14 protein-coding genes and 4 tRNA genes are annotated in these 24,057 nt (G+C 61.6%); 8 read left to right on the top strand and 10 right to left on the bottom strand.

The features are described 5' to 3' along the window. Positions 1-144: 144 nt before the first annotated feature. The 6 genes from R5R73_RS11615 to betI all read right to left on the bottom strand — a co-directional run bounded on the left by R5R73_RS11615 (position 145) and on the right by betI (position 12,150). Positions 145-3,246 (bottom strand): efflux RND transporter permease subunit, encoded by a 3,102-nt coding sequence (locus R5R73_RS11615; RefSeq protein ID WP_322527587.1) that lies wholly within the window; start codon positions 3,244-3,246, stop codon positions 145-147. Beyond that, entirely contained in the window at positions 3,243-6,374 is a 3,132-nt protein-coding gene (locus R5R73_RS11610; RefSeq protein WP_322527586.1) for a multidrug efflux RND transporter permease subunit, read from the bottom strand. Before R5R73_RS11610 ends, R5R73_RS11615 begins: the two co-directional genes overlap by 4 nt. Next, on the bottom strand, positions 6,371-7,627 hold the full coding sequence (locus R5R73_RS11605; protein ID WP_276232670.1) for an efflux RND transporter periplasmic adaptor subunit: 1,257 nt from the start codon (positions 7,625-7,627) through the stop codon (positions 6,371-6,373). Before R5R73_RS11605 ends, R5R73_RS11610 begins: the two co-directional genes overlap by 4 nt. Positions 7,628-8,009: 382 nt before the next feature. Then, positions 8,010-9,710 (bottom strand): choline dehydrogenase, encoded by a 1,701-nt coding sequence (gene betA, locus R5R73_RS11600; protein ID WP_322527585.1) that lies wholly within the window; start codon positions 9,708-9,710, stop codon positions 8,010-8,012. A 296-nt stretch (positions 9,711-10,006) separates the two neighbouring features. Beyond that, a complete protein-coding gene (gene betB, locus R5R73_RS11595; protein WP_071232207.1) occupies positions 10,007-11,476 on the bottom strand; it encodes a betaine-aldehyde dehydrogenase in 1,470 nt (489 codons plus the stop codon). Between the two features lie 53 nt (positions 11,477-11,529). After that, positions 11,530-12,150: a transcriptional regulator BetI gene (gene betI, locus R5R73_RS11590; RefSeq protein WP_110634608.1), complete on the bottom strand. Its 621-nt coding sequence runs from the start codon at positions 12,148-12,150 to the stop codon at positions 11,530-11,532. Positions 12,151-12,431: 281 nt separating this feature from the next. Here betI and R5R73_RS11585 point away from each other — a divergent pair, with 281 nt between their 5' ends. Together R5R73_RS11585 and R5R73_RS11580 are read left to right on the top strand one after the other, a co-directional pair. Continuing rightward, the gene (locus tag R5R73_RS11585) at positions 12,432-13,388 is read left to right on the top strand and encodes a choline ABC transporter substrate-binding protein (protein WP_322527584.1); all 957 of its coding nucleotides are present in this window, start codon (positions 12,432-12,434) and stop codon (positions 13,386-13,388) included. Positions 13,389-13,528: 140 nt separating this feature from the next. Further along, positions 13,529-13,605 (top strand) — tRNA-Met (locus R5R73_RS11580). A 117-nt stretch (positions 13,606-13,722) separates the two neighbouring features. On the opposite strand, the gene argE is transcribed toward R5R73_RS11580, so the two are convergent. The 3 genes from argE to R5R73_RS11565 are packed head-to-tail and all read right to left on the bottom strand — an operon-like array spanning position 13,723 to position 17,074. Continuing rightward, complete coding sequence (gene argE, locus R5R73_RS11575) at positions 13,723-14,886, bottom strand: acetylornithine deacetylase (protein WP_416221239.1); 1,164 nt, start codon at positions 14,884-14,886, stop codon at positions 13,723-13,725. Then, positions 14,886-15,668, bottom strand: coding sequence for a FadR/GntR family transcriptional regulator (locus R5R73_RS11570; protein WP_322527583.1), 783 nt, complete (start codon positions 15,666-15,668; stop codon positions 14,886-14,888). The genes argE and R5R73_RS11570 overlap by 1 nt, the downstream gene beginning before the upstream one ends. Further along, on the bottom strand, positions 15,665-17,074 hold the full coding sequence (locus R5R73_RS11565; protein WP_322527582.1) for a YfcC family protein: 1,410 nt from the start codon (positions 17,072-17,074) through the stop codon (positions 15,665-15,667). The genes R5R73_RS11570 and R5R73_RS11565 overlap by 4 nt, the downstream gene beginning before the upstream one ends. Positions 17,075-17,409: 335 nt before the next feature. On the opposite strand from R5R73_RS11565, the gene R5R73_RS11560 reads away from it, so the two are divergent. The 3 genes from R5R73_RS11560 (at position 17,410) to R5R73_RS11550 (ending at position 17,704) form a co-directional block, all read left to right on the top strand. Next, positions 17,410-17,485: transfer RNA gene (locus R5R73_RS11560), tRNA-Asn, on the top strand. Positions 17,486-17,518: 33 nt separating this feature from the next. Then, positions 17,519-17,594: transfer RNA gene (locus tag R5R73_RS11555), tRNA-Asn, on the top strand. A 34-nt stretch (positions 17,595-17,628) separates the two neighbouring features. Further along, positions 17,629-17,704, top strand: a tRNA-Asn gene (locus R5R73_RS11550). A gap of 344 nt (positions 17,705-18,048) precedes the next feature. Here the strand turns inward: R5R73_RS11550 and R5R73_RS11545 are convergent. Then, positions 18,049-18,966, bottom strand: coding sequence for a LysR family transcriptional regulator (locus R5R73_RS11545; RefSeq protein ID WP_110633621.1), 918 nt, complete (start codon positions 18,964-18,966; stop codon positions 18,049-18,051). A 169-nt stretch (positions 18,967-19,135) separates the two neighbouring features. Between R5R73_RS11545 and R5R73_RS11540 the strand changes: the two genes are divergently transcribed. The 3 genes from R5R73_RS11540 to R5R73_RS11530 all read left to right on the top strand — a co-directional run bounded on the left by R5R73_RS11540 (position 19,136) and on the right by R5R73_RS11530 (position 24,044). Continuing rightward, positions 19,136-20,008, top strand: a complete 873-nt coding sequence (locus R5R73_RS11540) for an isocitrate lyase/PEP mutase family protein (protein ID WP_110633624.1) — start codon at positions 19,136-19,138, stop codon at positions 20,006-20,008. Between the two features lie 580 nt (positions 20,009-20,588). Next, positions 20,589-21,938, top strand: coding sequence for a 2-hydroxycarboxylate transporter family protein (locus tag R5R73_RS11535; RefSeq protein ID WP_110633627.1), 1,350 nt, complete (start codon positions 20,589-20,591; stop codon positions 21,936-21,938). A gap of 621 nt (positions 21,939-22,559) precedes the next feature. Next, positions 22,560-24,044, top strand: a complete 1,485-nt coding sequence (locus R5R73_RS11530) for an arylsulfotransferase family protein (RefSeq protein WP_322527581.1) — start codon at positions 22,560-22,562, stop codon at positions 24,042-24,044. Positions 24,045-24,057 lie beyond the last annotated feature (13 nt).

Here is a 24,057-nt window from a genome sequence, read left to right as displayed (position 1 = left end):
GTTTGAATTTGGTTTTCAGACTAGCCGATCCCGTGACGGCTGACTAGAGCCGCCGGGATCATCCTTTGGGACTATTGGCTACGAGCTACGAGCTACGAGCTACGAGCTACGAGCTACGAGCTACGAGCTACGAGCTACGAGCGCTCACGCTTCGCGGGTCTGTGTCGACTCTATGTGCCGGGGTCGCAGCCGACGATGGAGCCGGTCGAGATAGAGATAGACCACCGGCGTGGTATAGAGCGTCAGTATCTGGCTGACGATCAGCCCGCCGATGATGGTGATGCCCAGCGGCGCCCGCAGGCCGGCATTCTCGTCAGTGCCGAGCAGCAGCGGCAGCGCGCCTAACAGCGCGGCCAGCGTGGTCATCATGATCGGCCGGAAACGTACCAGCGCGGCGTGGCGAATCGCGTCCTGCGGCGTCATGCCCTGATCGCGCTCGCAGACGACCGCGAAGTCGACCAGCATGATCGCGTTCTTCTTGACCACGCCGATCAACAGGATGATGCCGATCAGCGCGATCAGGGTGAAGGGCGTATCCAGCGCCATCAGCGCCAGCAGCGCGCCCACCCCGGCGGAGGGCAGCGTCGACAGGATCGTCAGCGGGTGGATGTAGCTCTCGTAGAGAATCCCCAGCACCAGATAGACGGTGACCAGTGCGGCCAGAATCAGCCACGGCATCGCCTCGATACCGCTTTGGGCTGCGCCGGCACTGCCCTCGAAATCGATCTGCACGTCGGTAGGCAGGTGGAGCGCGTCGACGGCCTGACGAATACGCGCCGTGGCGTCGCCCAGCGCAACGCCGTCCTCCAGATTGAACGAGATCGTCGAGGCGGCGAACTGGCCCTGATGGTTGACGCTGACCGGCGTGGTGCTGCGCTCGACGTGGCTGAACGCCGAAATCGGGATCATCTCGCCATCGCTGCCGCTGACGTAGAGATCGCCGATCGCGTCCGGTGCCTGACGATAGGGCGCAGCCACCTCCATCACCACGTAGCGCTGTTCGTCGGCGTCGTAGAGGCTCACCACCTTGCTCTGGGCGAAGGCGTTGCCCAGCGCGGTATCGATGGTGCGCATGTCGACGCCGAGACGCGAGGCGGTCTCCCGGTCGACGACCAGCCTGGCGGCCAAGCCCTCGCCACGATTGTCGCTGTCGATGCCGGTGATGCCGTCGACCTGCTGCATCGCCTGCTGGACCTTGCCGGCCCAGTCGCCGAGCAGATCGAGGTCGTCGCTCTTGAGCGTGATCTCGTACTGGGAAGCGCTGCTGGAACGGCCGCCAACGCGGATGTCCTGCAGCGGAAACATGAAGGTGCTGACCCCGGTCAGGCCCTGCAGGCTCGCCATCAGGCGATTGCCGATGGCCTGCGTCGAGCCCTGGCGGTCGGCTTTCAGGGTGATGAACAGCGTCGCCGAGGAGCCGCCCCGGCCCGGGCCGCCGCTACCCATGAAGCCCAGCACGCTCTCCACTGCAGGGTCAGCCTGCAGCCGCTCGCGAACCTGGCCGAGCTTGTCCGAGACGGCCTCGAACGACAGCGCCTGGTCGCCGCGCATGGTGCCGAGCAGGCGGCCGGTATCCTGATCGGGAATGAACCCCTTGTCGACGGCGGTATACAGGTAGCCGTTGAGGACGATCACGGCAACCAGCGAGAGCAGCGTCAGCCGGCGATGCTTCAGCGCAATGTCCAGCGACCTGGCGTAGCCGCGCACGAACGCATTGCCGATCGCGGTCAAGGCCCGTTCCCACCTGGGCTGGCGCTGACGTTCGGGATGCGGCTTGAGCCAGCGCGCACAGAGCATCGGCGTCAGCGTCAACGACACCAGCAGCGAGACGCCGATGGCCAGCGACAAGGTCACCGCGAACTCGTGGAACATCCGGCCGATGAAGCCGCCGAGCAGCAGCAGCGGAATGAACACCGCCACCAGCGAGACGCTCATCGCGGTCACCGTGAAGCCGACCTCCCGGGCACCCAGCAGCGCGGCCTGGAAGGGCTTCACCCCCTGCTCGATATGCCGCGCGATATTCTCGACCACGACGATGGCGTCGTCGACCAGAAAGCCGATCGACACGATCAGTGCCATCAGCGACAGCGTGTCGAGCGAGAAGCCGAACGCCCACATCATGGCGAAGGTGCCGACCAGCGACACCGGAATCGCGACGCTGGGAATGATGGTGGCGCGAGCGTTGCGAAGGAACACGAATACCACCAGCACGACCAGGATCACCGCCAGCAGCAGCGTCAGCTGGGTTTCATGCAGCGATGCCTGGATGCCCGGCGCGCGGTCGAGCTGCACGCTGAGATTGATGTTCTGCGGCAGCAGACTGCGGATCTCGTCGAGTCGCTCCCTGACGCCGGCGATGGTGTCGATGATGTTGGCCCCGCTGGCGCTGCTGATCACCAGCAGCACGGCGGGCAGATCGTTCTGGAAGCCGACGTTGTAGCGATCCTCGACACCATCGGTGATGGTGGCCACGTCGCCCAGGCGCATCTGCGAGCCGTCGTCGCGGGCGATCACGATCTGGCTGTAGTCGCTCGCTTTCAGCAACTGGGAATCGGTCTGCACTTCCCAGCGGTGTTCGACGGTCTGCACGAAGCCGGTGGGGGACTGGGTCGTCGCCGCCCGCAGTGCGCCGGCCACCGCATCGAGCGTGATGCCGGCATGATTGAGCTTGCGCGGGTCGATCGACACTCTGACCGCGGGGGAGGAGCTGCCACCGACATTGACGTCGCCGACCCCCGGCACCTGGGCGATGGGCGGCGCGATCTTGCTGTCGGCGAGACGATAGAGCTCGCTGGTGGGCAGGGCGTCCGAGGTCAGCGAGAGGATCATCACCGGCGCCGAGGCCGGGTTCAGCTTGCGATACTGGGGGCGGCTGGTCATGGCGCTGGGCAGCAGCGGCTGGGCATCGTTGATCGCGGCCTGGACCTCCTGCGCCGCCACGTTGATGTCCTTGTCGAGATCGAACTGGATGACCACGCTGGTGGAGCCGTCCGAACTCGACGAGGTCATCTGGGTAATCCCGGGGATTCGGCCCAGCGAGCGTTCCAGCGGTGTCGCTACCGTCGAGGCCATGGTTTCCGGATTGGCCCCGCTCAGGCTCGCCGAGACCAGAATGGTCGGGAACGACACATTGGGCAGCGGGGCCACCGGAAGGCGCTCGTAGGCGAGCGACCCCAGCAGCACCACGGCCAGCGCCAGCAGAATGGTCGCGACCGGTCGGCGAACGAAGGGCGATGACAGACTCACGATGTGGCCCCGATCGCGGTTTCGTCACGCTCGGCGTCGTCATCGTGTCGCCAGCGCGAGGCGAGACGATCGAAGAACAGGTAGATCACCGGCGTGGTGAACAGTGTCAGCAACTGGCTGAACAACAGCCCGCCGACCATGGTGATGCCCAGCGGCTGACGAAGCTCGGCGCCGTAGCCGCTGGCGAACATCAGCGGCAACGCACCGAGCAGTGCGGCGCAGGTGGTCATCATGATCGGCCGGAAACGCAGCAGCGCGGCGGTGTGAATCGCCTTCTCCGCCGACATGCCGCGCTCGCGCTGCGCCTCCAGGGCAAAGTCGATCATCATGATGGCGTTCTTCTTGACGATGCCGATCAGCAGAATGATGCCGATGATCGCCACCAGCCCCAGCGAGTAGCCGCTGATCTGGAGCGCCAGCAGGGCGCCGATGGCGGCGGAGGGCAGCGTCGACAGGATCGTCAGCGGGTGGATATAGCTCTCGTAGAGAATCCCCAGCACGATGTACATGGTGACGATGGCGGCCAGAATCAGCCAAAGGGTATCGCTGGTGGACTGGGTATAGGCCAGCGCCGAGCCGCGATAGTCCAGCGAGGTCTGGTCGCTCAGCGTCCCGGCCGCCGCCTGGTCGACCGCCTCGAAGGCGTCCGACAGCGAGTAGCCGTCGGCGACGGCGAACGACATCAATGCCGAGGGGAACTGGTTCTGGCGCTGCAGCGACAGCGGCGTGGTGCGCTCGGTCAGCGTGACCAGCGTCGACAGCGGCACCAGCTCATCGTCGTCGTTGGCGACGTAGAGGCGAGACAGCGCCTGCGGGCCGTCGCTGTCGGTTGCGTTGGCGGCGAGCACGACGCGATACTGGCTGGCCTGGGTGAAGATGGTCGAGATCAGGCGCTGGCCGAAGGCGTCGTAGAGCGCGTCGTCGATATCGGCGACGCTGATGCCGAGCTGGCCGGCACGAGCGCGATCGATGGTGACCTCGAGCTTGCGCCCGGCGTTCTGGACATCGCTGCTGACGTTGGCGATGGCCGGCGACTTCTCCAGCGCCGCGAGCAGTTTGGCGGCATCATCGTTGAGCACCTCGCGGTCGCCCTGGGTCAGCGCGAACTGATACGGGTAGCGGCTGATGGTGTCTTCCAGCGTCAGATCCTGCACCGGCTGCAGGGCGAGCGACAGGCCGGGGATATCGTGGCTTTCGCTGCGTAGCCTTGCCAACACGCTATCCAGGTCGTCGCGCTCGTCCAGCGGCTTGAGATTGATCGAGAGGCGCCCGCCATTGAGCGTGGTGTTGGTGCCGTCGATACCCACGCTGGAAGAGAGGCTTTCGACGGCCGGGTCCTCGAGCAGGCGGTCGACCAGTTGCTGCTGGCGGGCCGACATCGCCTCGAACGAGGTCGATTGCGTGGCGGTAGTGACGCCGCGAATGACGCCGGTGTCCTGTACCGGAAACAGCCCCTTGGGCGTGGCGACGAACAGCAGGGCGGTCACGCCCAGGGTGCCGACCGCGACCAGCAGCGTCAGCGTCTGGTGGCGCAGGATCCAGTCCAGCGCGTGCTCGTAGCCGCGCGTCACGCGACCGAACAGCCCCTGGCGGTTGCGCACCATGGCCTCGTCGTCGTTCTCTTCCTCGCCGCGGTCGGCGGCGTCGGGTCGATGTTTCAGCCAACGCGCGCAAAGCATCGGCGTCAGCGTCAGCGACACGAAGGCGGAGATCAGGATCGAGATTGCCAGGGTCAGTGCGAATTCCCGGAACAGTACGCCGACCACGCCGCTCATGAACACCAGCGGAATCAGCACGGCGAGCAGCGAGATCGTCAGCGAGACGATGGTGAAGGCGATCTGCCGGGAGCCCTTGAGCGCGGCCGCCAGCGGTTTCTCGCCTTTCTCGATGTAGCGGGTGATGTTTTCCAGCACCACGATGGCGTCGTCGATGACGAAGCCGGTGGCGATGGTCAGCGCCATCAGGGTCAGGTTGTTGAGGCTGAACCCGGCCAGGTACATCGCGCCGAAGGTGCCGACCAGCGACAGCGGTACGGCCAGACTGGGAATCAGCGTGGCCGGAATGTTGCGCAGGAACAGGAAGGTCACCATCACTACCAGCCCGATGGCGAGGATCAGCTCGAACTGCACGTCTTCCACCGCGGCGCGAATGGTCGTGGTGCGGTCGGTGAGCACCTTGACCTCGACACTGGCCGGCAGCGTGTTTTCCAGGGCCGGCAGGCTCTGCTTGATGGCATCGGCGACACCCACCACGTTGGCGCCGGGCTGACGCAGCACATCGATGAGAATTGCGCCTTCGCGGTTGGCCCAGGCCGAGAGATAGGCGTTCTCGGCGCCATCCTCGACGGTGGCCACGTCTGACAGGCGCAGCACCGATCCGTCGTCGGTCTTGAGAATCAGGTCGCGATATCCGCTCGCCGACAGCAACTGGTCGTTGGCGTCGATGCTGTAGGCGCGGTAGGGGCCGTACAGCGTGCCCTTGGCCTGGTTGACGTTGGCGGCATCGACGGCGCTGCGCACCGCCGCAAGGTCGAGCCCGTAGGCCGCGAGCTGGCGGGAGTCGACGGTAATCCGCACGGCCGGCTGGTGGCCGCCGGCCAGCTTGACCTGGCCCACGCCGCTGATCTGGGCGATCTTCTGTGCCATGCGCGTGTCGACCAGATCATAGACCTGGGTCAGCGGCAGGGTGTCCGAGCTGACGGCCAGCGTCATGATCGGCGTGTCCGCCGGGTTGACCTTGCTGTAGCTGGGCGGGCGGGGCAGGTCGTCCGGCAGCAGCGTCTCGGCCTGGCTCAACGCTGCCTGCACCTCCTGCTCGGCGACGCCCAGGTCGGAATCGAGCGAGAACCGCAGCGTGATCAGCGAGGCGCCGCCGGTACTGGTCGAACTCATGTCCTCCAGCCCCGAGATTTCGCCGAGCTCGTCCTCCAGTGGCGAGGTGACGTGGGAGAGCATCACGTCCGGGCCGGCGCCGGGATAGAGCGTGGTGACCTGGATCGTCGGGAATTCCACCTCCGGCAGCGACGAAATCGTCAGCAGCCGATAGGAGAGGGCGCCCGCGATCAGGATCGCCAGCATCACCAGCGACGTGGCGACCGGGCGCAGGATGAAGAGGCGAGACGGATTCATGACGCGCTGCCGTCACCGCCGGCCTGTTTCGCTACGTCGCTGCTGGCCGGGTCCGCAACCTCGTCGCTCGATTCTCCCGGCAGGGCATCGCTGACCACCCGTACCCTGGCCCCTTCCCGCAGGCTGTCGACGCCGTCCACCACCACCCGTTCTCCGGCCTCGATGCCGGACGAGAGCGCGCTCTGAGAGTTCTGGGTCGCGACCAGCGTGACCTCGCGGCGGGTGACGGTGTCGTCATCCTTGACCACGTAGACGTAGTTGCCGTCCTGGCCGGTCTGTACCGCCGGTTCCGGCACGATGACCTGATCGCGCAGGATCTGCGAAACCAGGCTGACATCGACGTAGGCGTTGGGATAGAGACCGCCGACCGGATTGTCGAAGGTGGCGCGCAGCCGAATCGTGCCGGTGGCGCTGTTGATGTTGCTGTCGATGCTGCTCAACTGGCCCGAGTAGGTTTCGCCATCGGTGCCGGTCACGCTCACCGCTGGATGATCGCCGGCGGCCAGGCGCCCACGGACCGTGTCGACATAGCGGCTGGGCAGCGAGAAGATCACCGAGATCGGGTCGAGCTGGGTGATGGTGACGATGGGCTCGTCGTCGCCAAGCTGGATGATGTTGCCGGGGTCGACGTTGCGAATCCCCACCACGCCGGTAATCGGCGCGACGATGTCGGTATAGTCGAGCTGGACCTGGGCGCTCTGGACGCTGGCCTGATCGCTGGCGACGGTGCCCTCGTACTGACGCACCAGTTGACGCTGCTGTTCCAGTTCCTGCTGCGAAACATAGTTGGAATCGATCAGCTTTTCGTAGCGAGCCAGGTCTTCGCGGGCGGAGGCTAGCTGGGCCTGATCCTGGGCGAGCTGGCCCTTGGCCTGATCCAGTTGCGCCTGATAATCGCGCGGGTCGACCTGCGCAAGCTGCTGCCCTTTCTGGACCGTCTCGCCTTCCTCGAAATTCACCGACAGCAGCTCGCCTTCGACGCGGGGGCGCACGGCGACGCTCTGAAGCGGGCGTACCGTGCCCAGCGCGGTCAGCTCGATCGGCAGATCGCCTTGGCTGGCGGCCACGGCGGAAATGGCAGTCGTCATCGCGCCGCGCCCACCGGCTTGCCCGGCGTTGCCATCGGGTGCTTGCGAGTCTTCGCCTCGGCCGAACATGTAATAGGCAACGGCGGCCACGATGATCACCAGTAACAGCAGCCACAGCCAGCGTAGCGGTCGACGATTCTGAGGCGACGAAGAGGAAGAGGGCATAACGGGCAACGGTCCTTGTACTGGCTTTATGACGAACTCACGACAGAGGCGGGGCTAGCGTAAAGACGAACCCAGTGTAACGGAACACTGTTCGAACAATGCGCAATTAGCGCGCAAATCATCTCCGCGGGCAAAATCATCTTCACGGACGAAATCATCTTCGCGAATAAAATCATCTTCGCGACCAAGAATGTGAACGTTGCATCAGCCGTTTTCGAAGCGCAACCGCCCCGAATGGCGCCGAGACGATGCCCGGCCCAGGCAGTGCGGGGCAGGCAGAAAGCGCGGGAAGGGCATCTCAGTGCGGCAATGGCGGTCAGGCAGGTGCACGCCACGGAGCGAGCGGACGTCGATCAGGGGCGCGTCGGCGCCCCGTGATTCGTCAGGCGCTTTTGGCCGGGGTCTGGCGGGCCGGGACGCCGTTGGCCACGTAGTAGGGAGCGTCGGAGCGTGGCAGCGGCTCGCGACCCCGCACCCGGTCGGCGAGCTTCTCGGCGATCATGATGGTGGTGGCATTGAGGTTGCCGGTCACGATCTGGGGCATGATCGAGGCGTCAATGACGCGCAGGCTTTCGATGCCGTGGACACGGCCTTCATGGTCGACCACCGCATCGTCGCCGGTGCCCATGCGGCAGGTGCCACAGGGGTGGTAGGCGGTCTCGGCGTGCTCGCGCACGAAAGCGTCGAGCTGCTCGTCGGACTGCACGTCCGGTCCTGGCGAAATCTCCCGGCCGCGATAGGCATCCATCGCCGGCTGGGCGATGATCTCCCGGGTCAGGCGGATCGCGGCGCGAAACTCTTCCCAGTCGCGCTGGGTAGACATGTAGTTGAACAGGATGCTGGGTGCGCTGCGCGGATTTCTGTCCCGCAGTTGGACGCGACCGCGGCTTTCGGAGCGCATCGAGCCGACGTGGGCCTGGAAACCGTGCGCCTGGACCGCGCTCTTGCCGTTGTAGCTGATCGCGATCGGCAGGAAATGGTACTGAAGATTGGGCCACTCCTCGCTGTCGTCGGTGCGGATGAAGCCGCCGGCCTCGAACTGGTTGCTGGCGCCGACACCCTTGCCCAGAAACATCCATTCCGCGCCGATCTTCGGCTGGTTGTACCACTTGAGCGCCGGATAGAGCGATACCGGCTCCTTGCACTCGTACTGGATGTACATCTCCAGGTGATCCTGCAGATTCTCGCCGACGCCCTTGAGCGGGTGCACGACCGGAATGCCCAGCTTCTCCAGCAGCGCCGGATTGCCCACGCCCGAGCGCTGCAGAATCTGCGGCGAGGCGATCGCGCCGCCGCACAGCAGCACTTCGCGACGCGCCAGCGCCTGGCGGGGCTGGCTGTTGTTGAGATGGTCGTGCAGGTAGTTGACGCCGATGGCGCGCTGATCCTCGAACAGGATTCGATCGGTCGTGGCGTGGGTGACGATAGTCAGGTTCTCGCGCCGCTTGGCGATATCCAGGTAGCCGCGGGCGGTCGAAGAGCGCCGGCCGTTGGGCGTCGTCGACCGATCCATGGGGCCGAAGCCTTCCTGCTGATAGCCGTTGAGGTCGTCGGTACGCGGATAGCCCGCCTGCACGCCAGCCTCGATGAACGCCTGATACAGCGGATTGTTGCCGGCCTTGGGCGTCGCCACGCTCAGAGGGCCGTCGCCGCCGTGGTAGTCGTTGGGGCCGATATCGCGGGTTTCCGCCTTGCGGTAGTAGGGCAGGCAGTCGCGATAGGTCCAGTCCTCAAGCCCGGGTTGCTTGGCCCAGTTGTCCAGATCCAGCGCGTTGCCGCGGATATAGCACATGCCATTGATCAACGAGGAGCCGCCCAGCCCCTTGCCGCGCCCGCACTCCATGCGACGGTTGTCCATGTGCGGTTCCGGGTCGGTCTCGAACGCCCAGTTGTAACGCTTGCCCTGCAGCGGGTACGCCAGCGCTGCCGGCATCTGGGTGCGGAAGTCGGCGCGATAATCCGGCCCGCCGGCTTCCAGCAGCAGCACGCTGACCGCCGGATCCTCGGTCAGGCGGGTGGCGAGCACGTTACCCGCCGAACCGGCACCGATGATGATGTAATCGAATTCCTGAGCCTGTTGCATACACACGCTCCTTCTAGAAAATTAAGCTACGAGCTACGAGCTACGAGCTACGAGCTACGAGCTACGAGCTACGAGCTACGAGCTACGAGCTACGAGCTACGAGCTACGAGCTACGAGCTACGAGCTACGAGCTACGAGCTTCGACTAGCGCCGGCTTTGGGGCGCTGTACAAAGCAGCTTCGAGCGAAGGGCTTGCGAACCTCAGACGTTAGCCGATGATTTCCTTTGCGGCCCGCGCCGGTTTTCCGTTTTTGACCTTCAGCTCGCAGCTCATGGCCCGTGGCTCGTCGCTGATGTCAAAACACCGAGGCGAACGGCCCCATCTCGATCTGCACGGATTTGGTCTGGGTATAGTGCGCCAATGTCTCGATGCCGTTCTCTCGGCCGATGCCGGACTGCTTGTAGCCGCCCACCGGCATTTCGGCGGGGGAGTCGCCCCAGGTGTTGATCCAGCAGATGCCGGCTTCGATCCGGTGGATGACCCGGTGAGCACGGTTGAGCCCTTCGGTGAACAGGCCGGCGGCCAGGCCGTATTCGGTATCGTTGGCGCGGCGGATCACCTCTTCCTCGTCGTCGAAGGACAGGATCGCCATGATCGGCCCGAAGATCTCCTCGCGGACGATGCGCATCTCGTCCTGGCAGTCGGTATACACGGTCGGGGCGACCCAGGCGCCGCCGGCGAAATCGCCATCGGTCATGCGGTTACCGCCTACCAGCAAGCGGGCGCCGTCCTGCCTGGCGGTCTCCAGGTAGCCGGAGACCTTTTCCAGATGCTCGAAGCTGACCAGCGGGCCGAAGTTGGTTTCCGGATTCAGCGGGTCGCCGGCCTTGATGCGATTGACGCGCTCGACGATCTTGGCTTCGAACGCTTCCTTGACCGAGCTGTGCACGAACACGCGGGTGCCGTTGGTGCAGACCTGGCCGCTGGAGTAGAAGTTGGCCATCATGGCGCCGTCGGCGGCACGATCGAGATCGGCATCGTCGAAGACGATCAGCGGCGACTTGCCGCCGAGTTCCATGGTGACTTGCTTCAGCGTGGAACTGGCCGCGGCGGACATGACCTTCTTGCCGGTGCCCACTTCGCCGGTGAAGGTGATCTTGGCCAGGCCCGGATGCTCGGTGAGCATGGCGCCGACGCTACCGTCGCCGTGAACGACGTTGAACACGCCGTCCGGCAGGCCGGCTTCGGTAAAGATTTCCGCCAGTTTCATCGCGGTCAACGGCGTGACTTCGCTCGGCTTGAACACCACCGCGTTGCCTGCGGCCAGGGCCGGGGCGGCTTTCCAGCAGGCGATCTGGATCGGGTAGTTCCACGCGCCGATGGCGCCGATGACACCCAGCGGCTCGCGGCGGGTATAGACGAACGAGTCCTCGCGCAGCGGGATCTGCGTTCCCTCGATGGTCGGCGCCAGCCCGGCGAAGTACTCCAGTGCGTCCGCCCCGGTCACGATGTCGACGCTGGCCGTCTCGCTGATCGGCTTGCCGGTGTTCAGCGTTTCGAGCTCGGCGAGTTCGTCGTTGCGTTCACGCAGCAGGGCGACCGCCTTGTGCAGGATTCGCGCCCGCTCCATCCCGGTCATCGCCGCCCACTGGCGTTGGGCACGCTGGGCGCTGTCGATCGCCTTGTCGACATCGGCCGCCGTTGCCTGCTGGACGCTGGCAATGATCTCGCCATTCGCCGGATTGACGGCGTCGAAGGTTTCGTTGCCACTGGCCGGCGTGTGGCGACCGTCGATGTAAAGTGTCTGCGTTTCGAGTCGTGCCATGATGACTCTCCCTTCGGATGGCGAATGAAATAGCGTTGCTGAGGGGCGCCGCTTCAAGCGTAGTCGTTGGCGCGCGTCCGGGTGTTCCTCGCGGCGTCGAGCTGCACTCGAACGTAGTCGTAGGCCAGTCGGCGGGCGCGCTCCACGTTGAGCCCTTCCGGAGCCAGGGCGCCACGCAGCCACAGGCCGTCGATCAGCGCCGCCAGGCCTCGGGCGGCATCTCTCGCTTCCTGTTTGGGCAGCACGCGCCGGAACTGACAGCTCAGGTTGGAATAGAGCCGGCGATCGTTGACGCGCTGCAGCCGCTGAAGCGGGCGGTGGTGCATGCTGCTGGCCCAGAATGCCAGCCAGGTCTTCATGACCGATTGGCTGGTCTGGCTGCGATCGAAGTTGCCATCGATGATGGCGCGCAGGTGGGCTTCCGGCGGCGCATTGCCCAGCGCCGTGCGGCGCTCCAGTACCGCCGTGCCCAGGTCGTTGAGAACGTGACGCATGGTCGCTTCCAGCAATCCGTCCTTGCCGGCGAAGTAGTGGCTGATGATGCCGGTAGAGACGCCCGCGCGCTTGGCGATGCGCGCGATCGTGGCGTCGGCCAGCCCTACCTCGTCGATCGCTTCCAGCGTTGCCTGAATCAATTGTCGGCGACGAATGGGCTGCATACCCAGTTTCGGCACGGCGCTCCTCCTGAATCGGGGCTGAGGGGATGAAAGTCTGCGAGTCGCCCGCTTCAGGCGGCGTCCGAAGACGGTTCGAGCATGGCGCTGAACAACCTGGCGCCCATCCATTCCGCTTTCATTAACTTCGCTTTTATCCCCAGCGAGCCACCATTATGGGAATTTTTTATTGAACGGTCAATCAATAAAAACTACTGTATTGTGCTATCGAATGAATAATTCGGCATTCGATAAGCAGTGATTATTGACGATAACCTACAAGACGATCAGGGAGTTGAAGCATGAAATACTCGACCATTCTCTGGACCCTGGCCGGCGCCAGCCTGGCGGCAATACCGGCGGCTCAGGCTCAGGCACAGGCGCAGGAACCCGAAAGCTGCCAGAGCGTCCGTTTCGCCGAGGTGGGCTGGACCGACATTCAGGCCACCACCGCGCTGGCCAGCGTCGTGCTCGAAGGGCTCGGCTACGAAGCGACTTCCGATACCGTCTCCGTGCCGGTGGCCTACGCGGGCATGAAGAACGGCGACTTCGACGTCTTCCTGGGCAACTGGATGCCGTCGATGAAATCGATCAGCGACCCCTATATCGAGAAAGGTCAGGTCGATCGCCCCCGCCCGAATCTCGAAGGGGCCAAGTACACCCTGGCCGTGCCGCAATACATCATCGACGCTGGCGTGACTTCGGTCGCCGACCTGGACGAGCATGCGGACCAGTTCGGCCACAAACTGTTCGGCATCGAGGCGGGCAACGACGGCAACATGATCATCCAGCAGATGATCGATGACGATGCCTTCGGTCTGGGCGACTGGGAGCTGGTCGACTCCAGCGAAGCCGGCATGCTGGCCGAGGTGAAAGCGCGTACCCAGAGCAAGGACTGGATGGTGTTCCTGGGTTGGGCGCCGCATCCGATGAATACCAACTTCGATATCGGCTATCTGTCCGGCGCGGACGATTACTTCGGCCCGGATTACGGCGGGGCAACCGTCTACACCAATACCCGTGCCGGCTACATCGACGAGTGCGGCAACGTCGGCCAGTTCCTCCAGAATCTGAGCTTCACGCTGGATATGGAGAACAAGGTGATGGGCAGCATCATGGACGACGGCGAAGATGAGAAAGACGCCGCTCGCGCCTGGCTCAAGGCCCATCCCGAAACGCTGGACGGATGGCTCGAAGGCGTGAAGACGGCCGACGGCGAACCGGGCTTGCCGGCAGTCAAGCAGGCGCTGGATATCTGACGACGCCGGCGGCGCGAAAGGAGAGGTGACGCAGAAATTCGCCTCGATTTTCACTGCGGGCTTGTCCTTCGGCGAGCTCGCAGGTATAGTCCGCCCCCGTTGTCGCTCGGCAACGTCTGCAGTATGCAAGTAACATCGTTGGCTACGTAGCTCAGCTGGTTAGAGCACATCACTCATAATGATGGGGTCCCCTGTTCGAATCAGGGCGTAGCCACCACCTGCCTTCCCTGAATTCTTCTCGCTTTGCTGGCTTGCGCCAAGACCGTCTTGTCGACTGCATGTCGAGAAGCGCCATTCCGATTTTCCGTTCTGCGCTTCTCTGTCTCGAGCTGCCTCAGGCTTCCATTAGCTGGCCGAGTCGACGCATGAACTCGGCACCTTGCTCGAGCTGATTTTCGCTGATGAATTCATCCGGCTGATGGGCTTGGGCGATGCTTCCCGGTCCGCAGATGATGGCCTCGAGTCCTGCCCGCTGAAACTGACCGGCTTCGGTGGCATAAGCGACCGCTTCCGCTTCGCGTTCTCCCAGAAGCTGCGCACACAGCGCAATGGCCGTTCGGTTGTCGCTGCCGGCGAGCCCCGGCACGGTATGGGTCAGGGGCGTGGTTTCGATGGCAAAGCGGGGGTCGCGGGCCTTGAGCTCGCTTTCCAACTGCCGGCTGTAAGCCATGAAGCGCTCAAAGACTGCCTCGAAGCCCTCTTCGGGAAGGTGCCGGATTTCCCACTCGAAAGCACACTCGCGGGCCATGATGTTGATTGCGGTGCCGCCATGGATGCGTCCCACATGAAGGCTTGAATGGGCCACATTGAAGGCCGAGTTGGTTCGACCTTCGCGTACGAGTTCCGTCATGATTTCCTCGATCCGTGTCACCAGTCGTGCGGCAACATGGATCGCCGAAATACCCTGGTCCACCTGGCTCGAGTGAGACTCGACGCCATGCACGACCGTTTTCAGCGAGGTAATCCCTTTCTGCTGGGTCACCGGCTGCATCAATGTCGGCTCGCCGACCACCACGACCGCCGGGCGGGGAAGCTCGCCAGCCAGGCGCTCGATCATGCGTGGGGCGCCCAGGCAGCCGATCTCCTCGTCATAGGAGAATGCCAGCCAGATCGGTTTCTTGAGCTTCTGTTCGACCCAGTGCGGCACCTGTGCCAGTGCGCAGGCGATGAAGCCCTTCATGTCGCAGCTGCCGCGTCCATAGAGCTTGCCGTCATGGGCGGTCAGCGTGAATGGATCAGTGGTCCAGGGCTGGCCGTCGACCGGCACTACATCGGTATGGCCGGAGAGCGCCACCCCACCTTCGACCGCCGGCCCGATCCTGGCGATCAGGTTCGATTTGCTGCCGTCATCGTTCTCGACACGCCAGCTCTCGACGCCGTATTCGGCGAGATGCGCTTCGATGAATTCGATCAGTGCAAGATTGGAGTGTCGCGATACGGTATCGAAGCCGACCAGTTTGGCGAGCATATCGGCGGCGTTATGGGGCGTCATGGACATCATGAATTCTCGTTGTCATTTGTCTCGTTGTCATGGGTTCCGCTGTCGTTGTCGCCGGGCGAGCGGTTACGTCCGGCCAGCGCCGTCAGTTCGGCCATGTAGCGTTCGGCGGCCTCCATGTGGTCGAACATCAAGCGGCCGGCCCGCTCGGCATCGCATTCACGGAAGGCTTCGATCAGTTCCAGATGATAGTCATGACCGTGATAATTGATATCGACTCCAGTCAGGGCGGGATCGAGATGCTGTGCGGCAACCACCTTGAGCAGCAACCCATTCAGGAATTCGACCAGAAAGCGAAGCAACGGGTTGGGCGATGCTGCGGCGAGCAGGTTGTGGAAGTTCAACTCGTCTTTTCGTTCCGAGACACCGCGTCCATCGCGCCGGTCACTGCAGCAACGTCCGGCGGTGGCGCTTAAGCGCTCCAGAGCGGCCTCGTCGAGCAGTGGTGTCACCTCGCGTGCCAGAGCCGGTTCCAGCAGCTTGCGCAGCGCATAGATGTCCGGCACCGACAGGTCACGGCTGAAGCAGAAATTCCACAGCAACTCGTTGGCGGTGGCGGCGCTCACTTCGGTGACACTGGCACCACCGCCCGGGCCGCTTTTGACTCGGACCAGGCCTTGGGTCTCGAGCGACTTCAATGCCTCGCGCAATGTCCACTTGCTGGTCGAAAGGCGAGCGCTCAGGGCGGATTCGCTTTCCAGCCTGGCGCCGGGCGGCAGCTCGCCGGAGAGAATCCGTTCGCGTAGCCCGTCGGCGATCTGGTCCGAACGTTTACGGCTCACGCCGGCCCCCAGCCGATCGCCACCGCAAATGCCAGAATCAGCCAACTGAGCAGGAAGACCTTGACCAGCAATGGGAAGAAGAAGCGCACCCAGCGGTCATATGGCACGCGGGCAATGGCCAACATGGCCAATGTTCCACCAGAGGTCGGTACCACCATATTGGTCAGGCCGTCACCGACCTGGAACGCCAGAATCGCGGTCTGCCGAGTCATCCCGATCAAGTCGGACAGAGGAATCATGATCGGCATGGTGGCCATGGCTTGTCCGCTGCCCGAAGGAATGAAAATGTTGATGACGGAATGCACCAGCGTCATGGCAAGCGTCGACGCTAGCACCGGCAGATTGGCCAGTGGCTCAGCCAGGCCATAGACGATGGTGTCGCCGATACTGCCCTGTTCGAGCAGGACCTGCAGCGCCCGCGCCAGGCCCACCAAAAGTGCGCCGGTTGTCACCGATGCCGCGCCCTCGAAGAAGTATCGATTGATGTCGGCAGGCGAAAGCTTGGCCATGGCACCAATGGCGATGGTCATGGCCACGAATACGCCGGAAATTTCGTTGATATACCACCCGTGGGCGAAGACCCCGTAGAGCATGATGGCGAGGCCGACCACGAAGGTGCCAATGACCCGAAGATCCGACGCCGACAGTCGATAGTCGTCGATCGGCTTATCGAGAGAGGCGTCGTGCTCGTCACGCTCGAGCAGCGAGGCACTGGCATCTGCGCGCAGGCGTTTCATGTAGCGGCTGGTGTGATGTGCCAATAGTGCCAGGGCGCCGAGGCATAGCACGCTCCTCAGCCCGGCACCCGAGAACATCGGCAATTGTGCGATCTGGTCGGAGACGCCAACGGTATAGACATTGATAGGCGAGGTGGCAAAGCCGATCCCGACACCACCGAGTGCGATCGCCGTTCCGACCAGCCTGTCACCACCCATGGCGAGCCCCAGCAGGACCGCAAGCGGTATCAAGGCGATATTGTTCTCGTATCCGACTGCGATCCCCAAGGCCCCAAAGACGAACGTCATCAGCCAGATCAGGATGGAAGGGCGCTCAGCACCCAGGCGTTTCACCAGTGTGCCGACCAGGTTTTCCAGTGCACCGGTTGCTTCCATGACCCGGAACAGGCCGCCGCCGATGAATACGATAACGATAATGCTGGCAGCGCCGATCATGCCAAGGGGGATCGCATGGAAGATTTCCAGTACTGACGGCGCCGATTGATCTATCAGGTGGAACGTTCCTGGAACGACGGCGCTTCGGCCATTCACCTCCTGGCGATCATAAGTTCCTGCTGGAATGATCAGCGTCAACACCCAGACGACGCAGAGCAGGCAGAAGATCAAAATGGCAGGATGGGGAATGCGTTGATACCACGGCTTTCGGGTTGTCGCGTCTCTTGCCGTCATGGGGATCTCCTTTATCGCTATTGTTGTTCATGTGCTTGCTGGCCGTGAGCTCTTGTGGCAGGCCGCAGACAAGCTGGGTATTTATTATAATAAATAGACGCTATGCGGATCGCAGGCTGTTTGTCAACGTAGCCGCCCGTGGCTCGGTGAATACGCTCCTCGCTTTGCGAACAGTGCTGGTCATTCGATAAGAAGATTTGCCCTGGACTACTTTTTTGACTCCGCAGCGTATTGATTGCGCTGGATAATTCGTTTCCATTCTTTTGAAGATTCCTGCGTATCGGCCTTGACGCAAAAGACTCAGCGCGTATACTACGCCGCGTGCTGAAGGATGGTCCCCGATAGCTCAGTTGGTAGAGCAAATGACTGTTAATCATTGGGTCACAGGTTCGAGTCCTGTTCGGGGAGCCAACAACATCCAGATCAGCCAGCGGTGAACGACGATCCCCGATAGCTCAGTTGGTAGAGCAAATGACTGTTAATCATTGGGTCACAGGTTCGAGTCCTGTTCGGGGAGCCATCGCCGACACCGTATGACGACACTGCCGCATCGATCCCCGATAGCTCAGTTGGTAGAGCAAATGACTGTTAATCATTGGGTCACAGGTTCGAGTCCTGTTCGGGGAGCCAGCGGAAGTCATCGATAGGACCTCCCTCTAGATATGCTGCTTCTGCACTCATTCCACTTGTCAATGGAAGAGGGCAGTCATGCGTGTTTCTGCAACGTTTGTTCCGAGGTGGTGTCGGCAAGACGACCACGGCGGCCAACCTTGATGGTCTCCTGATAGATCATCACTTGTCCCATTACACGCTTCAGCTTGGCCTTCAAAACGTCGATTCTCCGGCCTAAAGTCTTCCAACGGGCTAATAGCCCACTAGAATCCAGTGCTCCGTCAGGCGTCCTTGACGAGATCTCGAATATTCGGTCGCGATCTCCCTCTATGCTTGCAAACTAGGTGGAGTCCAGACGTGCGCTATTTACTTTCGATGTCTGTATTGCAGAGATGACGAACCAAAGAACGTGCCGCTTGAGATAGTGACGCATCCTTTCGCGTGATGACCACATAGAGGCGGCGAGCCCAGGAATCAGATAAAGGTAGCAGTACGAGCTCTGCAGACCTGTTTCCCTTCATCGCCCCCCCGCCCATTGCTCCGCTATGGGGAACCACGGCAGCACCGAGTCCGGCAGCAATGAAGCGCAATGCGACATCCACGCTGGATACCTCGGCACGATGGATCAACGTACGCGATTGCAATGCTGCTTCGCGCCGTAGCATGGTATCCAGCATGCCTCCGGGAGCAATGCTGATACTCACATGATCAATGACCTGGGAAAAACATACCTCGCTTTGCTCGGCGAGCGGATGATCGTGCCGAACCGCCAGACATAAGTGATCTTTTCGGTATACCTCCACGTCGAAGCTATCACTCAGGTCATCAGGGGCCCATAAAATACCGATCTCTGCCGCACCTTCACGAACAGCACGTATCACCTCAGGGCTAGAACGCTCATCTGTTGACACCCCCACCCGAGGAGATATTTCCAGAAACTTTCCAATATCTTCTGCCAGATTCCCCGCAAGTACGGCAGGAGATGCAACGACTCTGATCTGAGACTGTATGCCTGTTGCAAAATAACTTAGCTCCGCCGTGAGACGGTCGGTTGCACGCAGGACTTCACGCGCCTGTCGAAGCATCATATCTCCAGCGGCTGTCAGCGCGATCCCCCGCCTCCCGCGCACGAACAACTCGACGCCAATATCGTCTTCTATGGCAGCAATGCGCCGGCTGACCGCTGACGCCGCGATAGCCTGCCGGGCTGCCGCGCGGGCAATACTGCCTTCCTCGCATACGGCAATAAAGACTCTTAGCGTGACAAGATCGATATGCATGTGCCATGCCCTATTGGCACGCGATGCATGCCTAAAAAGTATTTTGAGACTAGATTCGGCATGGGTAATGTACCTCAGATATCAGTACTTCAGACAGGTCAAAGATGGGGGCAGGCATCTCCTGGCCCTCCACCCATAGCCCTCTACGGTATCCAGCAAAAGGGGACTCATGAACAGTACACCGCAAAGCAAGCGTCTGGCACTCAAAGCTCGCCTAACTCAGCAGGATATCCTCTCTGCGCCCGGCATCTACGACATGATTTCCGCGAAGCTCGCAGACTCGATGTCTTTCGACTGTCTTTACATGACAGGCTTCGGCACGGTTGCCTCCTACCTCGGCCTGCCCGATGCAGGCCTGGCAACCTACACGGACATGGTCAATCGCGTTGCCGCATTTTGCTCAGGTACCCAAACGCCGCTGATTTGCGATGCCGACTCCGGCTACGGTGGGCTGCTTAATGTCGCGCATACAGTACGTGGATACGAGCAGGCCGGTGCAGCCGGTATCCAGCTTGAGGATCAGGAATTTCCCAAGAAGTGCGGGCACACGCCCGGGCGACGCGTCATTCCGACAGAAGACATGGTGCGTAAAATAAAAGTTGCCCTGGAAACTCGCAGCGATAGCAACTTTCAAATCGTTGCGCGTACCGATTCACGAACAGCTCTGGGTATCGATGAAGCCTTGCGCCGCGGTGAGGAGTATGTGAAAGCCGGGGCAGATATTCTGTTCATCGAGTCCCCCGAGAGTGTCGAAGAGCTCGAAAAGATTGGTCGCAGCTTTGATGTACCGTTGCTCGCGAATGTTGTCGAAGGTGGCAGGACACCACAATTGCCGCCTTCCGAATTGCAGAAGCTGGGTTTTTCCCTCGCAATATTTCCAGCCTCGGGCTTTCTGGCTGCCACCCAGGCACTATATGACACCTTCCAGCAAATTAAATCGCCACAAGGAACACAAGCTTCATCCATGTATCCATTTTCAGAGATGTGCGAGCTGATGGGCTTCCCTGAAGTATGGGAATTCGATCGCAAGCATGCTGAGTAATGCTCAAGGCTATACTGAATAATATTCTATGCGGTACAGGGTTTACAGTACCGCATAGAACACACAGCTTGCGCCCAGAGAATTGCTGAATAAGTTGCCGAGCAAAATGAAGCGCAAGGCGTCCGGTGCGCAGAAGGCGACCCATAATGAGGGGTTAGGCGAATCTTCGAGTACCGCGCAACGCAGCGATTCTCTCGGGTAGGCATTTATGCAGTGATCCCATAGAAGTGCAAGACCTGAAGCGGTGAAGCATTACATGACTTCAGATGGCAACGTGAGTCTCGCACAAGGAGATGTCAGCCACGCACCTAGAGCCGATACCGTACACACGCCAAAATCTTATCCGCTAGCGGATATGACGCCACTCCATGTGATTTTCCTGTATCAATAATCAAAATAGAAGATACAACGATGACTACAATGTCGAACGCCAGTGTCAAATTATTAGCAAGGAAAATCGCCAAAAAAATAGGGTTAAGCTCTTTCTCTCACTCCGACTCTCCGATGGGTTTTTAAGGTGTGTGGGAGCTAGATAGTGAGTACCCAAAACAACGCTTGCTTACAAGATTGAGGATATCAAATGAAGACAATGTCAAATAAGGGATCCGTCCCGGGAGAACAGACGCCCAAACTCAGTACGAACAGGACAGAGACATTGGGAATGTCGTTAAGGTGGTTCCTGCCCATCGCCCTGGCCATCATCGCTCTATCCTTCTGGGTCGCACCGCCACAAGGAATGATGAGTGGCTTCGCCATCACAATGGCGATCGGCGGCGTGCTCATGTTGCTGGGAAATACCATTCCCGGGCTCAACCGTATCGGCGGTGGCGTCATCCTTGCCATCCTCATGCCCGCAGTGCTTTTCAAATACGGTCTCATCCCTGAACACGTGGCAACGGTCGTCGGCGATTTCTATCGCCTTTCCTCCTTCGGCGAGTTCATCGTTGCGGCACTGATCGTGGGCAGCATCCTGGGTATGGATCGGTCACTTCTGATGGCCGCCGGATCCCGGATCATCCTGCCGATCATCGGCACCATCGTCCTGTGTTTCGCGATCTTCGGCGTCATCGGCCAGCTCACCGGCTACGGCGTCGGTCGCATGATGTTCTATGTCGTCGGTCCTGTCCTCGGCGGGGGGATCGCCGCGGGCGCGATGCCGATCTCCGAGCTGATCGCGGCCAACACCGACCAGACGGCCGAAGCCGCTCTCACTCAACTCGTGCCCGCCGTCGTCGTCGCCAACCTGGTCTGTATCGGCGCCGCCGGAACTCTCGCCTGGGTGGGCCGCAAACGCCCGAACCTGTTCCGCAATTTCAACGGTGAAGGCAATCTCACGAACGTCAAGGCCGGCTTTGCCAAGATCCCTGTGGGCCAGAAGGTCGATCCCTCGGATGCTGTGCGCAGCACCGTCATCGGACTCTTCCTCGCCGGCTTTCTGCTCATGCTCGCGAATACGCTCTCGAGCCTGATGCCAGCCGTTCACGGCTACGTCTTCCTCATCCTGATCTGCGCACTATGGAAGATCTTTCTTCCCATGCCCGAGTTCCTCGTTCAGAGTGTCGACATGTGGTTCCGCCTCGTGGCAAGTGCATTCATCCCGGCAGTCATCGTGGCAGTCAGCTTCGTGGCCATCGACATCGACCAGATCCTCACCCTGATCAACGATCCCATCTACATGATCTCGACCATTGCCGTGGTCATCGTGGCCCTTCTCGCGGCAGGATTCATCGGCTGGCTCGTGCGATTGAACTTCATCGAATCATCGATCTCCGCCGGTCTTGGGCTCGCTGATATCGGCTCCAGCGGCGACCTCGCCGTCCTTAGTGCAGCCAACCGAATCGAACTGCTGCCATTTCTCTCCATCTCATCGCGAATCGGCGGCGGCCTCGTGGTGTTGACACTATCGGCCCTGGCGCCATTCTTCCTCTAACCAGGGATGTTCACGAGACATGTCAAGAGACCTGTAATGACCCGGCGGTTTCTACACAGGTCAGGCTGCTAAAGCGCATGCGCTTGCATGAGCCTCGGGTGTCTTCATGCCCAGCGCCCGATGAGGGCGCTGGGTATTTGTAAAACTGGACACAGTCCCCGATCATGCGCATTGCATGCTGCAACGTCTCGAAGCGATGGCAATGCGCTCACTGCTCCTCCTGGATGATCTCATCACCGAGGCCGATTTCCGCTTGGCGGTCAACGCTCGATCTTGTCGTTCATCTCTATGCTCACGGGTATCTCCTTTCTGGATAATACCCTGAGCAGGAATTCACTGAGTTTACTGAGTCATTACAGCTGGCCGATGGCGGCCACCCTGGTTCGATCCCACCGTCCCCGGTGAGAGACGGGCACGACTTGACGGAGCTCTATCTCATTCCCGGCGATGATTCCCAATGTCCAGCGCGTTACGTAAACGGCGCCAATAGGCAACATTAAGACAACACACTCTGTTGAACCCCCATTCCAGAATGTCGCTCTAAGCGACATCGTGACCCGGCCGCGAGGCGGTGGGTTGCTGTCTCTTGTTTGTTCGCAAGCCGCATGGAATGGTGGAAACATGGAGCCGTCGAAGACGTCCGAGAAGCGCCCTGACCGGCAGGATGCCGATTCTGTTACCGACAAGGTCTTCAAGACGCTGTCGATACTCGCTGCTCTGGTGCTGGTGTTCGTGATCGGCGCCTTTTCGGTCGTCACCGACATCTTCCCTGGGCCGCAGATACAGCATGCCTATCAGGCCGGGCAGGCGCTCTACCATCAGGCTACCGATTACAGCGACATCTATAAGGGTGATATCTGGCGCACGCAGCGCACCGAAGCCAAGGGGGTCACCCAGTACGACCCCCAACTCGCTCGCAACGGGCTGACGCTCTACACCACCGGCACCGAGCCGGCCGCCTATCTCGTCGACATGAACGGCAAGGTGGTTCACGAATGGCGCAAGCCATACAGCGAGGCGTGGCCGGACGGAGAGGGCGTGCCCAATCCGCGTCCCGACGAATTCATTCACTTCCGCAACGCCCAGGTGCAGCCCAACGGCGACCTGATCGCGCTCTACGAAGGCAACGGCGACACGCCTTACGGCTACGGGCTGGTCAAGCTGGACAAGGATTCCAACGTGATCTGGCGCTACGCTGGCCGCGCTCACCATCAGTTTGCCGTCGCGCCGGACGGCAAGATATACGCGCTGATCCATGGCATCTTCGACGACGAGATCGAGGGGCTGGACTACCTCGAACCGCCGCGGCTCGAGGATTCGCTCGTGGTGCTGTCGCCGGAGGGCGAGGAGCTCCAACGGACCCGACTATTGCCGGCCCTGCATGACTCGCCGTTCAGCGAGCTGCTGGACAACGTGCCGGGCATCATGCTCAACGACCCCATCCACGCCAACGCGGTCGACTACCTCACCGCCGACAAGGCCCGCAACTTCCCCTTCGGTAACCAGGGCGACCTGCTGCTGTCGTTCCGCGAGACCAGCTCCATCGCGGTGTTCGACCCGCGTTCGCAGAAGATCACCTGGGCCACGCGCGGTCCATGGATTCGCCAGCACGACCCCGACGTATTGCCCAACGGCGATATCGTGATGTTCGACAATCGCGGCCATTACCACACGCCGGAGGGCGAATCCCGGGTTCTGGAATTCGACCCGCGTACCCTGCAGATCACCTGGCAATATGCCGGCACCGCGGAGCACCCGCTGGAGAGCGAGATCCGCGGCGACCAGCACCGGCTGGACAACGGCAACACCTTGATCAGCGAATCGGATGGCGGCCGCCTGGTCGAAGTGACACGCGAGGGGGAAATTGCCTGGGAGTATCTCGTACCGACGCGTGGCGGGCCTGATGGCGACATGATTCCGATCATCGGATGGTCGCAGCGGCTCGACCCCGGCCAGTTCGATGACGGTTTCAGGCAATCTCTCGATCTGGATGACACGGGTTCGTCCGGCTTGCCCGATACATCCGAGCCATCCCATTCATCCGACAGCATCGAAGACGGCAAAGACGGCGGAAGCGCTCCCCCGGTTCGAACTACCGCCCCCTAGCCGGAGGGCGTTC

This window comes from Salinicola sp. LHM, from assembly GCF_034479735.1.
Taxonomy (GTDB): Bacteria; Pseudomonadota; Gammaproteobacteria; order Pseudomonadales; family Halomonadaceae; genus Salinicola; species Salinicola salarius.
The sequence above is the reverse complement of the archived record's forward strand: the minus strand, read 5'-3'. Positions and strand labels throughout refer to the sequence as shown.

Bases quoted from the DNA above. Each gene is read 5' to 3' on its own strand.
- R5R73_RS11610 (WP_322527586.1), bottom strand. From the start codon at position 6,374: ATGAATCCGTCTCGCCTCTTCATCCTGCGCCCGGTCGCCACGTCGCTG.
- R5R73_RS11605 (WP_276232670.1), bottom strand. From the start codon at position 7,627: ATGCCCTCTTCCTCTTCGTCGCCTCAGAATCGTCGACCGCTACGCTGG.
- betA (WP_322527585.1), bottom strand. From the start codon at position 9,710: ATGCAACAGGCTCAGGAATTCGATTACATCATCATCGGTGCCGGTTCG.
- betB (WP_071232207.1), bottom strand. From the start codon at position 11,476: ATGGCACGACTCGAAACGCAGACACTTTACATCGACGGTCGCCACACG.
- R5R73_RS11585 (WP_322527584.1), top strand. From the start codon at position 12,432: ATGAAATACTCGACCATTCTCTGGACCCTGGCCGGCGCCAGCCTGGCG.
- argE (WP_416221239.1), bottom strand. From the start codon at position 14,886: ATGTCCATGACGCCCCATAACGCCGCCGATATGCTCGCCAAACTGGTC.
- R5R73_RS11565 (WP_322527582.1), bottom strand. From the start codon at position 17,074: ATGACGGCAAGAGACGCGACAACCCGAAAGCCGTGGTATCAACGCATT.
- R5R73_RS11545 (WP_110633621.1), bottom strand. From the start codon at position 18,966: ATGCATATCGATCTTGTCACGCTAAGAGTCTTTATTGCCGTATGCGAG.
- R5R73_RS11540 (WP_110633624.1), top strand. From the start codon at position 19,136: ATGAACAGTACACCGCAAAGCAAGCGTCTGGCACTCAAAGCTCGCCTA.
- R5R73_RS11535 (WP_110633627.1), top strand. From the start codon at position 20,589: ATGAAGACAATGTCAAATAAGGGATCCGTCCCGGGAGAACAGACGCCC.
- R5R73_RS11530 (WP_322527581.1), top strand. From the start codon at position 22,560: ATGGAGCCGTCGAAGACGTCCGAGAAGCGCCCTGACCGGCAGGATGCC.